Source organism: Komagataeibacter intermedius TF2 (assembly GCF_000964425.1).
Lineage (GTDB): Bacteria > Pseudomonadota > Alphaproteobacteria > Acetobacterales > Acetobacteraceae > Komagataeibacter > Komagataeibacter intermedius.
The window spans coordinates 1-16,046 of the sequence record NZ_BANF01000049.1 but is presented as its reverse complement, the minus strand read 5'-3'; the positions used below and the strand labels follow the sequence as shown (position 1 = coordinate 16,046).

General features: G+C 61.8%; 14 protein-coding genes and 1 pseudogene. 5 read left to right on the top strand and 10 right to left on the bottom strand.

The genetic code is table 11. The annotated features are described in order from the left end of the window. Together B7449_RS09065 and B7449_RS09060 are read left to right on the top strand one after the other, a co-directional pair. A complete protein-coding gene (locus B7449_RS09065; protein ID WP_039736049.1) occupies positions 1 to 1,338 on the top strand; it encodes a hypothetical protein in 1,338 nt (445 codons plus the stop codon). Between the two features lie 290 nt (positions 1,339 to 1,628). Continuing rightward, positions 1,629 to 3,050 (top strand): FAD-binding oxidoreductase, encoded by a 1,422-nt coding sequence (locus B7449_RS09060; RefSeq protein WP_039736051.1) that lies wholly within the window; start codon positions 1,629 to 1,631, stop codon positions 3,048 to 3,050. A gap of 148 nt (positions 3,051 to 3,198) precedes the next feature. Here the strand turns inward: B7449_RS09060 and B7449_RS09055 are convergent, their stop codons facing one another. The 4 genes from B7449_RS09055 to B7449_RS09040 form a co-directional block, all read right to left on the bottom strand. Beyond that, positions 3,199 to 4,803 (bottom strand): tetratricopeptide repeat protein, encoded by a 1,605-nt coding sequence (locus B7449_RS09055; RefSeq protein ID WP_039736052.1) that lies wholly within the window; start codon positions 4,801 to 4,803, stop codon positions 3,199 to 3,201. A 94-nt stretch (positions 4,804 to 4,897) separates the two neighbouring features. Continuing rightward, positions 4,898 to 5,296 (bottom strand): DUF4112 domain-containing protein, encoded by a 399-nt coding sequence (locus B7449_RS09050; RefSeq protein WP_039736053.1) that lies wholly within the window; start codon positions 5,294 to 5,296, stop codon positions 4,898 to 4,900. A 30-nt stretch (positions 5,297 to 5,326) separates the two neighbouring features. Continuing rightward, complete coding sequence (locus B7449_RS09045) at positions 5,327 to 5,659, bottom strand: SelT/SelW/SelH family protein (RefSeq protein ID WP_039736054.1); 333 nt, start codon at positions 5,657 to 5,659, stop codon at positions 5,327 to 5,329. 87 nt (positions 5,660 to 5,746) lie between these two features. After that, positions 5,747 to 7,849 (bottom strand): catalase, encoded by a 2,103-nt coding sequence (locus B7449_RS09040; protein ID WP_039736055.1) that lies wholly within the window; start codon positions 7,847 to 7,849, stop codon positions 5,747 to 5,749. Between the two features lie 176 nt (positions 7,850 to 8,025). Between B7449_RS09040 and B7449_RS09035 the strand changes: the two genes are divergently transcribed. The 3 genes and pseudogenes from B7449_RS09035 to B7449_RS22820 form a co-directional block, all read left to right on the top strand. Beyond that, entirely contained in the window at positions 8,026 to 8,850 is an 825-nt protein-coding gene (locus tag B7449_RS09035; protein WP_039736108.1) for a creatininase family protein, read from the top strand. A gap of 52 nt (positions 8,851 to 8,902) precedes the next feature. Beyond that, on the top strand, positions 8,903 to 10,057 hold the full coding sequence (locus B7449_RS09030) for a YVTN family beta-propeller repeat protein (RefSeq protein WP_039736056.1): 1,155 nt from the start codon (positions 8,903 to 8,905) through the stop codon (positions 10,055 to 10,057). A 206-nt stretch (positions 10,058 to 10,263) separates the two neighbouring features. Further along, positions 10,264 to 10,761: pseudogene (locus tag B7449_RS22820) on the top strand (methylated-DNA--[protein]-cysteine S-methyltransferase); the annotation flags it as partial. Between the two features lie 76 nt (positions 10,762 to 10,837). Here B7449_RS22820 and B7449_RS09020 read toward each other — a convergent pair. The 6 genes from B7449_RS09020 to B7449_RS08995 form a co-directional block, all read right to left on the bottom strand. Next, positions 10,838 to 11,455: an acetate uptake transporter gene (locus B7449_RS09020; RefSeq protein ID WP_209426717.1), complete on the bottom strand. Its 618-nt coding sequence runs from the start codon at positions 11,453 to 11,455 to the stop codon at positions 10,838 to 10,840. Positions 11,456 to 11,923: 468 nt separating this feature from the next. Further along, the gene (locus B7449_RS09015) at positions 11,924 to 12,382 is read right to left on the bottom strand and encodes a c-type cytochrome (protein ID WP_039736058.1); all 459 of its coding nucleotides are present in this window, start codon (positions 12,380 to 12,382) and stop codon (positions 11,924 to 11,926) included. Between the two features lie 270 nt (positions 12,383 to 12,652). Beyond that, the gene (locus B7449_RS09010; protein ID WP_039736059.1) at positions 12,653 to 12,928 is read right to left on the bottom strand and encodes a hypothetical protein; all 276 of its coding nucleotides are present in this window, start codon (positions 12,926 to 12,928) and stop codon (positions 12,653 to 12,655) included. Between the two features lie 128 nt (positions 12,929 to 13,056). Then, positions 13,057 to 13,416 carry a hypothetical protein gene (locus B7449_RS09005; protein ID WP_039736060.1) on the bottom strand — a complete coding sequence of 120 codons (360 nt, stop codon included), beginning with the start codon at positions 13,414 to 13,416 and terminating at the stop codon, positions 13,057 to 13,059. A 37-nt stretch (positions 13,417 to 13,453) separates the two neighbouring features. Then, a complete protein-coding gene (locus tag B7449_RS09000) occupies positions 13,454 to 15,490 on the bottom strand; it encodes an FUSC family protein (protein ID WP_039736061.1) in 2,037 nt (678 codons plus the stop codon). A 241-nt stretch (positions 15,491 to 15,731) separates the two neighbouring features. Then, positions 15,732 to 16,046 (bottom strand): carbohydrate porin (locus B7449_RS08995; protein ID WP_048883574.1); only part of this gene is annotated, 315 nt, incomplete at its 5' end.

Below are 16,046 nucleotides of genomic sequence, written 5' to 3'. Positions count from 1 at the left end.
ATGCAGACCCCCGGCACACATACCCCGTCTGGCGCCGCGGCGCCTGATTCCACCATGCTGCTGCCGCCACTCAGTGTGCTGCTGCCGCCGAACAGTCCCCTTCTTCCAGCTGGTGACAGCCTGGCGAAAGGGGGAATTGCCGCTGCCTCCGGGTTCATTGCGGGGGATGGCAGCAAAGCGGACGAAACACTCGAACAGCTTGGCCAGCAGCTTAACAGGAACCTCAGGGAAATTTCAGGGCGGACATCCAGCTTCGTCGCCCATCAGGCGCCCAGGGTTCAGGCTGCCCGGCGCAGCGCCACGGCCTATATCAACAGGACCGCGCATGAACTGGGTCATAAGGCCGCGCAGGAACTGGGCGATGCGGAAAGCCGCCGTTCATTTGTCCAGAAATACCGGAACTGGCTTCTGGCGGGGTGTGGTGGCTGCGTGGGGCTGCTGATGGCGGGCTGGGGGATGGCCCATCATTTTGCATCGGAAAAGGCACGGACGGCCGTGCATGACGCCCTGCAGTCCGCCAGCCTGCTGGGCACGGTGCAGTATGATGACGTCAGTGCTTCCCCATTGGGCAACGTGTCAATTTACGGTGTGAAATGGCATGTCAGCCCCGATGTCGATATCCACATCGCAAGCGTGAACCTGTCCAATATCGATAAGGCCCACCCTGTTCCCTATCATATCGACATTCAGGCAAAGGGCATGGAAATCCCTGTCAGCAAGATGGTGACCCATGGTGATGCAACGGGGCCGGCAGGCGATTTGATCCGCAGTCTGGCCCGGCTTGGCTATAACACCGTGACCGGCACCATGGATATGGCATACAGCCTGCGTGATCGTCAGTCCGAGATGACCGTGCGCACCAGTGGCGCACTGGATGGATGTGGAAGCTGGACGGTCAGTGCCGACCTCGGGCAGGTCTCACCCGCTCTGCTGGATCCTTCACTGGTGTCCATGCTTAATCGCAATATGCACCACGGCAACCCCATCATGCTGATTAACGCGCTGCAGGACGTGTATCGTATTACGCTGCAGAATACCGAGTTCACGCTGGACATGACGGACCTGACCAGACGCGGCAGGGAACTGCCCGATACCCCATTGCCGCCAGATGCGACAGCACAGGCCGCTATGGCGCGTGAACAGACGCGACAGGAAGAAATGGCCCGCAGCAAAGGCCTGTCTGATGAGCAGGCCCATATGTTCGCCCTGTTACAGAGCAGTCAGGCGTCGGCTTTCACCCTGAAAACCGATAACAGGAATCCGGTCAGGATCATGGATCTGACGAATATGTCGCTCCTGGACTTCATGCTGCGGACAAACGCGACCCTTAGCAGATAGTAGCAGCCGTTTGTGCCCTGACCCTTGTCCGTCTTCCGGGGGTATGGTGCGATCTCTGGCGGCCTGATGCTGACTCTCCGGGGTAAGGGACAGAGATTACGGCCCTGTGCCACGTTCAGGAGATGGCGTTCATCTTTCCACAGGCCAGTCCTGCCGGTCGGCCGGGGCGTGGAGGGGCGTCCGTTCATGTCATGTGGGGCATGTGGCGGGGACGCAGTGGCTGGCATGGTCATTGGCGTCGGTGTTGTTACAATGGCGTTTTGCTGCTTTCTGCCCGGATGGTTCCTTGAATGACTGATTACCTTTCTTCCCCAGCCGACCGTCTTGCCAGTGTCCTGTCCACATTGCGCGAAAATGGCATGGCGCCCCGGATCAGTACCTCTCCCTCGGTGCTGGAAGCCCACAGCCATGGCGAAGCCATGGATGCCGCGAACCTGCCCGGCGCCGTGGTCTTCGCCGAAGCGACGGATGATGTCGCCACTGTCCTGCAGGCCTGCCATGCCCATCGGGTGCCTGTCGTGGCCTTCGGGGCCGGGACATCGGTGGAAGGACACGTGACCCCGGCGGATTTCGCCATAAGCCTTGACCTGTCGGCCATGACGGACATCGTGGAAGTGAACGCGGAAGATCTGGACTGCCGCGTGCAGGCGGGCCTGACCCGTCAGGCCCTGAATGCGCAGATCCGCGATACGGGCCTGTTCTTCCCGGTTGACCCCGGCGGGGAAGCCACGCTGGGTGGCATGTGCGCAACCCGTGCATCGGGCACGGCGGCGGTACGCTATGGCACGATGAAGGAAAATGTCCTCGGGTTGACGGTCGTGCTGGCAACGGGGGAGGTCATCCGCACGGGTGGCCGCGTGCGCAAGTCCTCCACCGGATATGACCTGACGTCCCTGTTCGTCGGATCGGAAGGCACGCTGGGGATCGTGACCGAAGTGCAGTTGCGCCTGCACGGACGGCCCGAGACCATTTCCGCAGCCGTGTGCCAGTTTGCTGATCTGAATGACGCCATACAGACCGCCATTGAAATCATCCAGTGCGGTATTCCCATAAGCCGCGTTGAACTGCTGGATGACGTGCAGATGGCGGCATCCATCCGCTATTCCGGCCTGACGGGGTATGAACCGCTGACGACCCTGTTCTTTGAATTCGCGGGGGCGCCCGCGGCGGTGGCGGAACAGGTAACCCAGACCGAGGCGATCGCCCTGTCCAATAACGGCCTGTCCTTTGCCTGGGCCGAGACGGCGGAAGACCGTACGCGGCTGTGGAAGGCACGGCATGACGCATTCTGGGCAGCCAGGGCGATCGAACCAACCGCGCGTGTCATTTCCACAGACTGTATCGTGCCCATTTCCCGTCTGGGGGAACTGATCGCTGGCGTGCGGGAAGACATTGCCCGTTCCGGCCTGCGTGTGCCGCTGCTGGGTCATGTGGGGGACGGGAATTTCCATGCCCTGATCATTACCGACCATACGCCCCACGGTTACGCGCGTGCGCTTGATCTGGACCGGAAAATCGTGTCCCGTGCGCTGGCGCTGGGTGGGTCATGCAGCGGGGAACATGGCGTGGGCATGGGCAAGCTGGAATTTCTGGAAACCGAACATGGCGAAGGCACACTGAGTGTCATGCGCGCGCTGAAGAACACCATGGACCCGCATCACATCCTCAATCCCGGCAAATTGCTGCCGCCGGGGCGTGTGTATCAGGGCTGACCCGCTTCCGCTGGCCCGGACCGGGCAGGGGACACGCGCCGCTTTTTTCAGACAGGCGACGTGTCCTGCTGCCGCCTTTTTTAAAAATCTTCGTCAAAAACTTCCGGCATCGACAGATGATGGAAACGACAAAAGGTAAAGGCGGTATTTATGGCTGGTCGCGGGCATCATTCCGGCACGCGGCAGGGAAGTCGCGCTTGGACAGCATGCTGCACAGGCGATGGATCACGTCATCCCACTTCCCGCTGTGGATCTGTCGTATGATGCGCAGCGTGGGGTACCACGGACTGTCCGTCCGGCCTGAAAGCCAGCGCCAGCAGTTATCGAACCGGTCCAGCAGGATAACGGGACACCCCATCGCCCCGGCCAGATGGGCCACCGACGTATCAACCGACACAACCACATCCAGCCCCGCGATCAGCGCGGCCGTATCGTCCATGTCGCGCACGCTTTCCATCGGGTCATACAGGCGCATGCCCGCGGGCATGTCGTGCATCTGCCGGGCATATGTGCCTTTCTGCAGGCTGACCAGACTGATCCCGGCCATCCCGGCCAACGGCGCGAATTTCCGCAGCGGGATCGACCGCCGACGGTCCATGGCATGGGCTGCCGGAATGTCAGGCCGACTGGCCCCACCCCACACCAGCCCCACGCGCAGGTCCGTGCCCATGGGCAGGAATGGCGCCCATTGCCGTACCAGTTCCGCGCTGGCGTGCAGGTAGGGCACGCTGGCCCCTGCATGGCCGGGCGTGTTGCGCAGGACATGCGGCAGGCTGAGGAAGGGGCAGTGCCAGTCATGCGGCGGCAGGGAGATCCGTTCGCTGAATACGCGCCGGATGCTGCCCATGCGCCGGATCAGGCCATGCAGCGTATCGGGGGCCTGAATGCTGATCCGCGCGCCCATGCCCACCAGAACGGGCACGAAGCGCAGCATCATCAGCATGTCCCCCAGTCCGCCTTCGCGGGTGATCAGGATGGATCTGCCCCGCAGGTCGGCATCCGGCGGCAGGACAGGCAGCATGCGCTGTTCAGGCAGGCGCTGGCGGCCGGGCATTTTCCGCCGCCATTCATATTCAGCCCAGCCTTCACCCATGCGCCCGCTTTTCAGCAGCGCCAGCGCATGGTTCATGCGCAGGCGCGCATCATCGGGGCGCAGCGCCAGCGCACGGGAATGGGCCGCCAGCGCCGCGTCCAGCCTGTTCCACGCCCCCAGCAGGTGGGCAAGGTTGGCCTGTGTCATGGCGCTGTCGGGATGGTGCTGCACGATATAGTGCAGCAGGTCATGCGCGGCCGCGAATTCCCCCTGTTCCATAAGGCAGACGGCCATGAGGTTGCCGGTGCTCAGCTGCGCGGGCGACAGGGCCAGCCCCTCGGCCAGGACTTCCTGCGCTTCCGCCGTCCGGCCGCGTTGCAGCAGCAGTTCCCCCAGCATGTCATGGGTGCGGATGTCCTGTCGCGCGCGCTGGCGGACGGCGCGTAACACTGCTTCGGCTTCTTCCACCCGGTCATGCGGCAGCAGCAGGCCCAGCATATCGTGCGCCGGATGGCGCGCGCCGGGATTGGCCACGGCCTGACGGCACAGCAGGCGGGCGGCTTCCTGCACGCGGTTGCAGCCTGCGTGGGCATGCGCCAGCAGGATTTCAACACGCGGGGAGGGGCGGCAGTCCTCCAGAATGGACCGGGCATGGGCAAACTGCCCCCGACGCAGCAGGTCCAGCGCAAGCGCCAGCGTATGGTCAGGCGTGCCGGACATAAGGGGCAGGGATATGGAGCGGAAGAAAACGGATCATGCCATGTTGTGTCTTATATCGGACCTGCCGCGCAAGGGGCGAGGCCCCCCGCCATGGTCACGGCATGTCGGGCGTGGTCAGGCCGAAATGCTGTTCCAGCAGGGCGACATTGCGCAGGTCCGCCTTGAAGGCGGTGTCAAACACATCGCCCAGCACAGGCACAAGATCGGCAACGGCTTCGACCGCGACATTGGCCAGCATGCGTGCAAGGGTGGGGCGGCCCACCCCCATGCGCCAGCTTTTCCATACGATGTAAAGCGAGGGCAGGAGCATAAGCGCCGTCCCGCCCATGGGCAGAAGCCCGATCAGCGTATCCAGTCCCCAGCGCGCCTTCGTGCCGGGAATGCGGAAGGCCGCGTCCAGCAGCATCGCCAGCCTGCGCAGGCGCGCCACTTCCTGACGGATGTCATGGCTGCCTGCGGCATGTGCGGCGGTGGGGGCATATGATGTGATCATACCCGTTAGTATGGGGTGGGCAGGGGGGCGTTACAATGTGCCGGGCGGGTCGTGCGGCACTGTTTTTTCACGGTCGATATGACCCATGTCCCGGTCGGGGGCAATGATGTCACGCACGCGCTGTTTCAGGTCCTTCGGTCCCGGGAAACCGCCGTCGCGCCTGCGTTCCCATATGGTGTGGCCGTCAACCGTGATTTCAAAATGGCCGCCGCTGCCGGGGATCAGGGTGACACTGCCCAGATCCTCGCCAAAGGTGGACAGCAGTTCCTGCGCCATCCATCCCGCCCGCAGCAGCCAGTTGCACCGCGTGCAGTACACGATGGAAACATGGGGCCGGTGAGCCTGCGGGGTATCGGTGGTCATGGGGTGCTTCCTGCCTGTCCTGGTGCCGGGCCATCCTGTCCGGCTGCCCCCTTATTGTGGGGGTGGGAGGCAGCCGGGTGCAAGGGGTCAGACGGCGTGAACGTGGCCCTCGCGTTCCCACAGGCGCAGCGCCCCGCAGGTCTGGATGAAACGGGCGGCGTCCTGCGCGCTGTGCACGGCGATCACGCCGCTGTCGCGTGCCTTGGGATGCAGCCCTGCCGCGGCCAGCACGATTTCGGCGGCATCATTATGCGCAATGAACTTGGCATGGGCGAAGGCGTCGGAAATGAAGTCGCGCATGGTGGCTTCGTGACGCAGGGCATTTGCCCCTTCAACCGTAGGCAGCAGGGCGACGGCGTCATACAGCACGGAAGGGCCGCCGTTGATTTTCTGCTGCGCGGTCAGGTCGTGGCCCGCACTGTCCTTCAGGCCGCCCACGGTGGGCGCGATCAGTTCGACCGTGGCATCCGCATTTTCGGCGGCATCACGCAGGGCGGCCAGCAGGGTCGCGTCCACCCCGTTCGTGACGACAATGCCCAGCTTGCGGCCGGTAAAGCTGTCCGGTCCGTTTTTCAGGATGCTCAGCGCAGGCGATGGTGGCAGTCCCTCGACCACGGGCCGCGCCGCCGTGGCGGGCGCGGGCAGGGGCGACAGGCCCAGTCCCTTCGCCACCCCTTCGGCCAGCCCACGGTCCACATGCAGCAGGTGGCTGACCATGCGCGCGCGGATGGCGGGGGTTTCCACCTTGCTCAGTTCAAAGACGAATGCATCACGCATATGCGTCTGTTCCACCGGGGTCTGGCTGATGAAGAACTGCCGGGCCTGGCTGTAATGGTCGGCAAAGCTTTCGGAACGCTGGCGCACCTTCTGGCCCGACACGGTATCAGGGTAAGACCGGTATCCATCTGCGCTTTCACGCGGGCCACCGGCGGGCTGGGACCACGAATTGGGTTCGTAATTGGCCCGGCCCTTCGGGTTGTGCATGGCCATGTGCCCGTCCTGCTGGAAATTGTGGAACGGACATTTGGGCGCGTTTATGGGGATATGCGTGAAGTTGGGGCCGCCAAGGCGCTTGGTCTGGGTATCAAGATAGGAGAAATTACGCCCCTGCAGCAGTGGATCGTTGGTGAAGTCGATGCCGGGCACGACATTCTGGGTGCAGAAGGCCACCTGCTCGGTTTCGGCAAAGAAATTGTCCGGCATGCGATCAAGCACCAGACGCCCCACGCGGCGGACGGGTACCAGTTCCTCCGGGATCAGCTTGGTAGGGTCGAGAATATCGAAGGGGAAGCTGTCGGCAAACTCGTCATCAAACAGCTGTACGCCCAGTTCCCATTCCGGGAAATTACCGCTGGTGATGGACTGCCACAGGTCGCGGCGGTGGAAATCGGGGTCGGCGCCGTTGATCTTGAGCGCCTCGTTCCACACGACGGACTGCAGGCCCAGCTTCGGCTTCCAGTGGAATTTGACGTAGGTCGAGCGCCCTTCGTCATCAATCAGCCGGAAGGTATGCACCCCGAACCCTTCCATGAAGCGGAAGGAACGTGGAATGGCGCGGTCGGACATGGCCCAGCAGACCATGTGGGTGGCTTCGGGCGATAGCGATACGAAATCCCAGAAATTGTCATGCGCGGTCTGTGCCTGCGGAAAGTCGCGGTCGGGTGCCTGCTTGGCCGCATGGACGAAATCGGGGAATTTGATGGCGTCCTGTATGAAAAAGACGGGGATGTTGTTGCCCACCAGGTCCCAGTTGCCCTGCTTGGTATAAAGCTTGACGGCAAACCCGCGCACGTCGCGCACCACGTCTGCCGATCCCTTGTTCCCCGCCACCGTGGAAAACCGGACGAAAGCCGGCGTGCGTTCACCTACGTTGCGGAAGATATCGGCCTTGCACACATCGGCCAGACTGTCGGTCAGTTCAAAATACCCATGGGCGCCATAGCCCCGGGCATGGACCACGCGTTCGGGTATGCGTTCATGGTCGAAATGGAAGATTTTTTCCCGGAAATGGAAATCCTCCATCAGCGCCGGCCCATTGGCGCCCGCGCGCAGGGTGTTCTGGTCATCCGATACCGCGACACCCTGCTGGGTGGTCATGACAGGGGTATCGCCGCCCGCAGTCTGGTGGGTTTCACCACCAGATCCGGTATATGTGGTGGAGGGGGAGGGAGTATGTAATGTCTTTTTCATGATGGCGTGCGGGTCCGTGCAGGTTGAAGGAACAGACAGGCGTAAGGGAAGATTCGACGTGTCCAACGGGCCGGGCCGGACAGGGTTCCATTCCCGTGCGGCATGACAGTTGCCAACGGCGCGGGGACAGGGCACAGGGGCGGCATGGATCACGCGTTGGGGGAGTGCTGCCGTTCATGCGTATGTTTTCTGGTTTCCTGTCCGGGCTGGCGCTGGCGCTGGCGCTGGCGGGATCGCCCGCGCGGGCGGCCACGCCGGATACGGTTGATTTTGCCGATCTGACATGGACGGAAATCCGCGCCGCCATCCAGGCGGGCGACACCACAATCATCATTCCCGTTGGCGGCACGGAACAGAGTGGCCCCTACATCGCGGTGGGCAAGCACGACATCCGCGCCATGATCCTTGCGCGCCGTATTGCCCGGACCGCGGGCCATGCCCTTGTCGCGCCGGTGGTGGCGTATGTGCCCGAAGGCGGCACGTCGCCGCGCACGTCGCACATGCGCTTTCCCGGCACGATCAGCATTACGCCCGCAACTTTCCGGGCCCTGCTGTCGGATGCGGCGGAAAGCTTTCGGGTGCAGGGCTTTCGTCGCGTGGTGCTGATTGGCGACCATGGCGGCTATCAGAAGGACCTGCGCGCCGTGGCGGATACGCTCAACCGGCGCTGGATGCCGCAGGGCGCGCACGTGCTGTATGTCGCGCATTATTATGACGTGGTGCCGGGGGCCTATTCCACCTGGCTGCGCCAGCACGGGCATGCGGCGGAAGTGGGCATGCATGCCGACCTGTCCGATACGTCGCTCATGCTGGCGCTGGACCCTGCCCTTGTGCGCACGCAGGCCCTGCGGGCGGCGGGCATGCCCACCCCGGCGCAGGGCATGTATGGCGGCGACCCCCGGCAGGCCAGCGCGGCGCTGGGGCAGGTGGGGGCCGACATGCAGGTGGCGGCGGCCGTGGCGGCCATGCAACACGACCCAACAGGACAGAATTCGCACTGATTGCACCGTCGGCACGGCGTGCTATAGGGGCCGCAAGGAACAGGATCACACTATGATACAAAAGAAAAAACTGCCGGTTCTGGGACTGGGCACGTTTCTGCTGCTGGGTGGCAGTGCGCTTGCGCAGGCCGTGGACACCATTCCCGGAATGCCACCCGTGGTGGACCCGAAAAACATCTATACCGAAACGCGGGCCGGGAACCTGAATCCCGAAGTCGCACAGGACCCGCCGCGTATCTATGTGCCCAACCTGCGGTCGAACAATGTGTATGTGATCGACCCGCAGACGTACAAGGTCGTCGCACGCTTCAAGGTTGGCAAAAGCCCACAGCATGTCGTGCCGTCATGGGACCTGCGTACCCTGTGGGTCACGAACAATGCCGAAGGCACGACCAATGGCAGCCTGACGCCCATCGACCCGCGCACCACGCAGCCGTTGCCCAATGTGGCGGTGGATGATCCGTACAACATGTATTTCACCCCCGACGGCAAATCCGCCATTACGGTTGCCGAGGCGCGTGAACGGCTGGATTTCCGTGACCCGCATACAATGGAAATGCAGGGTTCGGTCTCTGTTCCGCAGTGCAAGGGGGTCAACCACGCCGATTTTTCGATTGACGGACGCTATGCCATTTTCACCTGTGAATTCGGCGGCTACCTGGCCAAGGTCGATACCGTCAACCGCACGGTCATGGGCTATCTGAAGCTGTCGGGCGGCGGTATGCCACAGGACATCCTGACCGCGCCGGACGGCCACAAATTCTACGTGGCGGACATGCATGCGGACGGGGTGTTCGTGATCGACGGTGACACCTTCCGTGAGACGGGATTCATCCCCACCGGTGTCGGCACGCACGGCCTGTATCCCAGCCGCGATGGCACCAGAATGTATGTGGCCAACCGCGGATCGCACAAGATCCACGGGCCGCCGCATGGCAAGGCCGGCGGGGTCAGCGTGATTGACTTCGCCACCGACAGGGTGGTGGCCAACTGGCCCATTCCCGGCGGTGGCAGCCCCGACATGGGTAATGTCAGCAATGACGGCGGGACGCTGTGGCTGTCCGGGCGGTTTGATGACGTGGTCTATGCCATCGATACCACGACGGGGGCGACCCGCAAGATCCCCGTCGGGCAGGAACCGCATGGCCTGACCGTGTGGCCGCAGCCGGGGCGGTATTCCATCGGGCATACCGGTATCCTGCGTTAATGGCCTGAATAAGGGGTTTCGGGTGCCATCTTTTTTTCAGCAAGGTATCACCCGAAAGCTGTTTCAACTGACCGGATACATCAGGGGGGGGTGGATAAGAAGCCGGTCTGTCACAGATCGTTTTCCCCACCATCCTGAACGTGAACCCGGCTGTATTCCCGCAGGCGCATGGGATAGAAACGTGTAGCCACAGGGAATGTCCGACCATGACATCCGTATCGTCTGCTGTTTCTGGTACCCGTCTTGTCATGGGACTGTCCGTGCCTGGGGCAGTGCAGGTGGTATTCGGGGATGGCGGTGTTGCGGCCATCATGCTGGGCGATGACCCCGCTGCCCTTCATGAGGCAGCCCTGAGCCGTTTCCCGGGAGCCGTTCCCGCAGGAAAGGCGCAGGCGGAGCGCGTGCTGGCCGCCGTGCGCGCATGCATTGAAACGCCTTGGGCAACGTTTGGCCTGCCATTGGATATACAGGGTACCCCATTCCAGAAGCAGGTCTGGCAGGCCCTGCGCACCATTCCATGTGGCGGGACGGCAACCTATACGGAACTGGCGGCGCGTATTGGCAGCTCAGGGGCCGTGCGTGCCGTAGCCGGGGCATGTGCCGCGAACCCGCTGGCGGTTGTCATTCCCTGTCACCGTGTCATACGGCGTGATGGCAGCCTGTCTGGCTATCGCTGGGGTGTCAGGCGCAAGCAGTGGTTGCTGGACCAGGAACGGACCGGGATGGCGCGTGGGCAAAAGGCACGCGCCATCTGCACAGGAAGCATCCGGTCCGCCCTGATCAGGAAATATGCAGGACCAGATCATCCTTGCGTGGGGTTTCACCTGCGGTGCGGGGCCAGCCTACCGGCAGGACGGCGTGACCGAACTGGGCTGCAAGGATTTCGCTGGCGGCCAGATAAATGGCGCTGAAACCGCACAGAAGTCCTTCATATCCTGCGATGACATCCAGCATGGGCCGACCTGATACCGCAGCACAGCCAAGCAGGACAAACAGCAGCGTCAGGCTGAAAAACACGACCTGATGCATGCGCGATGCCGCCAGCGAACCCACCGCCATGATGGCCGTGAACAATGCCCACAGCCACAGGTAACCGCCCATCAGGGCAGGGGATGAAGCGGGCATCAGTCCCCATTGCGGCAGGAACAGCAGCATGGCCAGAGATATCCAGAACGCCCCGTAGGCCATGAAGGCCGTCATGCCAAAAGTATTGCGGTTGCCATATTCCATCACCCCCGCGATGAACTGCGTCAGCCCGCCAAAAACCAGCCCTGTCGCCATGATGGCGGAACCCATCGGCACGATCTGGGCATTGTGCAGGTTAAGCAGGACGGTACTCATGCCAAACCCCACAAGCCCCAGCGGGGCGGGATTGGCGTCTGCGTTGTTGTGTATCATGCTGGTTTTCCATTCCACACCGGATGAATATGACAAACCATGTCACCGTCATGCGGGCCGGGATATTAAAATATGCCTTACCCTTGCCGTACACGACATCACGCCAATGCATGGCCACAGCCGAGGTTCCCGGAAGGGGATGAAGATATGAAATAAGAGATAGGCGCCTGTCCATATTGCATATTCCCAGGCTCGGAATACGTCCTATTTTCAATAAGACAAGTAATGTTCATTACATGATAAATAATGAAATATGCTTTTTGGAGGCAGCTATGGACTGAATGCGGACATATATATTGTCACATCAAAATGGTATCTGTTCTATCTACGGGATGGATAAGCTTTGGTGGCTCTGTCATGATTCGTTTTTATTTATGTGTTGGTGTGGCTGTTCGGCGTTTATGCAGGGATGGTATTGTCCGGATACATGTTTCAATGCCGGAAAGACGGTTTCCTGCCATGATGCCATCAGGGCAGCGGATGCAGTGCGTCAAGTGCCTTGCGTTTTTCCACCATGGCGGATGGCGCGATGGATTTCGCCCGTGCCGCGGTAACGTCCTGCACGGTAAAGATGGTTGCATCCGGCCCGTCCGGCAGGCCTGCGACATGGTTCAGGATGGCGACGACCTGATCATCCGCCAGCATCTTGAAAGGGGGCATGAACCCGGCATAACTGTTGCCCTGTATCGTGATGGCCCCCATGATGCCGTTCAGCGCGACGGCAACGACATACTGCCTGCCTTCGGGTGTGCTGGCGATCTTTCCCACGCGTCCGGCCAGCGCCGGGAACTGTCCGGGTACACCCTGCCCATTGGGCTGATGACACATGCTGCAGTTTGACTGGAACAGGGCCGTGCCATCTGCGGCGACTGCTGCTTCCGCAGGGATGGAAAGGCAGAGCATTGCGGCAAGAAGTCTTTTTTTCATGGGCGATGTCCTGATGTATTCCGTTCCCGGGGAAAACCTGCAGGGGGGGACTCTATCGCATTGCTGACTACAGACAACCTTCTGCCGGAATGACCGTGACCGTACAAAAAAAGGACGCCCCGCCGAAGCGGGACGCCGAGTTTAGGGATTGGGAGACGTTGTGGTGTCACGAGATCCACAGCTCATTAACTTCACTTCTGGATAATAGTTTTCCCAAAAACATATAAACGAAGAAAAAATATTGTTTATGATATGTTCTATTCCGCCGCATCATGTGCCATGCAGCATGACAAACTGCCGGGCGAAAGGCAGCATGACCGCAATGCTCAGCAACCCGAATATGACGGTCATTCCGGCAAAGGTTGCCATGTGATGGGGGTAATCCTCGGTATATAAAAGACCGCAGACCCAGAATATCACGGCTTCCACCGCAAGGCCGACGCCTATGACCGGAATATGGAAAAAGGATCCGGCCAGCCACCATGCAAGGGCCCCGGTCAGGACGAGCGCAGCCGTCGCACGAAGCAGGAAAGAAAGTGCACGCATGTCTGCCCTGAACCTGATTATCGGAAAGGAAACATCACGTAACCGTGACCTTGGGGCCAGAATGCCCGTTTTCATCCCGATGGGCAACCGCAGGCAACCGGCATGACCGCCTGCCTGCGGGGTTGTGGTTACTGTGCGGCCGGGGTTGCAGCCGGGGCCGTGCCGGATGCCGCATCGGGCGTCATCTTGCCGGGCGTGGTCGAATGTTCAACGTCGTACGCCGTTGCCTTTGCTTCATAATTGCCCTTGGCGCCAGGGTGTTCCTGATCATACAGGGCGGCCTTCGCCCTGGCTTCCTTGCGGTATTCGTGGCGCTTGTACATGCCCGTTACGCAACCGGCGGCGGCGCCCAGTACGGTGTGGTGATTGGCAACATGGCCACCCACGGCCCCCACGGCGCCGTATTTCAGGCAGCCACCGGGTTCGGCATGGGCGGCAGTGGCGCATGCCATGGCGGCAACTGCGCCCAGAAGAGCGATCTTACGCATTAACATCATCCTTTTTGCTGATAAGTAGGTCTGATATTCACGACATATCCGATACGACATACTTTGTCACCTTCTGGGTCGTGATGTCCGGATTTTCGTGCAGGCCCGCGGTAATGATCCGTAGGCAGGCCAGAACTTCCGCCATCTGCTGCCTTGCCTGCGGTGTCGTAACGCGCGCCAGCTCATGCCGGGTCCATGCAAGTACATATGGTGTCATGGCGGCTGCCTGTCCACGGTCCCAGCGGGCCAGAAACAGGCCGACGATCCGCCCGGCACGTGGGGACAGGTGGTCCCCGCGGACCAGTTCACGCAGGCGGATGATATAGATGCCAACAGTCATGGACATGATCTGCCGCGCCACGCAAGCACCCAGCACAGGTGGCGGCAGGGCATTGGCCTGAAACAGGATGCGTACAAGGCTGGCGGCGCAGGCGGCCAGCCATGTTGTGGCGTCAGTACGCGTCCCGACCCGGCCAAGGTGCCGCAGGCGCTGGTCGACCCAGGCTTCCGTCCGGCGGATATGGACATCCATGCGGAAGGGCACAACCAGCCGGTAGGTCAGCAGCACGAAAATGATGCTGGCCAGAAATGCCATGGTATTGTTGAAAAAAGACACTTCATCAAACCGTCCCTGGTTGATCGGGCCAATCAGCACAGGCAGGAACATATTGAAGGAAAAGGCATATCCCGCCAGCTGTGGCTTACGGGCCGCAAGCCCGCCAACCGTCATGGGCACCAGCAGGGCGGCCAGCAGGATTTCCGGCGCGGTAATGGCGGGAATGATCCACAGCGCCAGGACCGACGCCACCGCCGCGCACCACAATCCCCCTTTCAGGAAGGGGGTGGTGGCAACCAGCGGGTTCTCCCGTGTCGCCATCAGGCCATAGATCAGGGCGACAAAGGAAATGAAAGCAGGCCCATGGTGCCATGCGGTGATTTCCCACACCATGCATGCCCCCATGATGGCCGCTGCCGCGCGGATGCCATTGTTCACGGCTTCATGCATATGGCGGCGCGATGTCAGGCTGAAACGGAAGTGGTCCCCACGCGGGGTGGTGGCGCAGGCGGTCATTTCGCTGCGGACCCGCGCAGCTTCGGACACGAGCGCCGTGGTCACCGGCCGCCATTCCGAGCTGTCCACCGTATCGGTGGCGGGATCTGGCGTATTCTGCTGCAGCCATGCCGCAAGTGCGTGTTCGGGCGGCATATCATCCATGCGTGGCGGCGCGGTCATGCGGGGGTGCAGGATCTGCAGTGCGCGTGCCTGCGCCAGCATGACCAGCATGCCCGCCAGCGCGCGTCGGGCATGGTCGCCCACATGGTTGCGTGGCCCCAGTTCCAGCGCGCTGAATTCGATCTGTCCGCTGAAGGTGACGATCCGTTTCAGCAGGGAACCGGTAATGGCCTGCTGTTCCGGACCTGCGGGTGTGCAGAGCTGCTGGATAATGTTGGCGCATGTGGCGTGGAATGTATCCGCCAGCCGGTCCAGCAGTTGCTGGCGCGCATGTTCCACCATGCGCGGCATGAATACGACCGCCAGAACAGCTTCACACAATACGCCCAGTATGATGTAGCTGGTGCGGGCGACGCTTATGGCAAAGACATCATCGGGCTGCGTGATGGCCCCCGTGGCGATGATGGCGGATGTAAACCCCGTCAGCACCAGCCCGTAGGCCCGGTACTGGTCCAGCAGCGTTGCCAGCGCGCAGCACAGCCCGATCCACAGGGACAGACAGGTGAAAAACAGCGCCGGTGCCTGCGGAAACGCCGCCATGAGCGTAATGGCCGCGACACCGCCCACCAAGGTGCCGAAAATCCGCCACCGCGCCTTGGACAGGCTTTCCCCGCGAGAGGATTGCGCCACGACCCACACCGTCAGGGGCGCCCATTGCGGGCTGTCCAGTTCCATCCACATCGCGATCAATAGCGAGATGATGGCCGCAAACGACGTGCGGACCGCGAATGCCAGGTCCGGCAGGGTTGGCGCATAAATCCAGGACACGCGCCTTACAGGATGAAGCAGCACGCTGGTAATGCGTTCGGCCAGGGGTAAAGTTGCGGTCCGTGCCCCCATTATTCTTCAGCCCTTACATCATGGTCAGGATGTACGTGACCTGTGGGTCACGCCGTGGCGGACCATGGGGTGGAGGGGGCGGGCCGGTCCAATCGTTTGTTGTGATATTTTAATAAGTAATATTTATGAAAATCCCCGATCGTGTCCGTTGGGCGACGTGGCCCATGCCGGGCGGCAGGCACGTAACCGGCTGGCGTGTGGGCCTGCCGATGCCGGGCTGCTGCTGGCGTGGGCTGGGTTTTCAGAATGTAATGCTGCTGTGCAGGCCGAAAATGGCCTCGTTGCCCACGCGGCGGTAACCGGTCCAGTCTGCCACCCCGCCAGAGGGATGCCAGACGTACTGGAAGTCGGGCTGCATCACCAGCCACGGCGTGACCTGCGCCTGATAGGTCAGTTCAAGGTGGTTTTCATTGCCCTGCACCGGGCTGTAGGTGCCGGTCTGGGCCACGTTGCGGTCAAACTGGCGCTGGCCTGAACTGGCGCGGCCAATGCCCCAGCCCAGCCCGATCGTATCGTTGTCCCGGCCCCGGAACGGGGCTTTCAGGTTAAGCCCTGC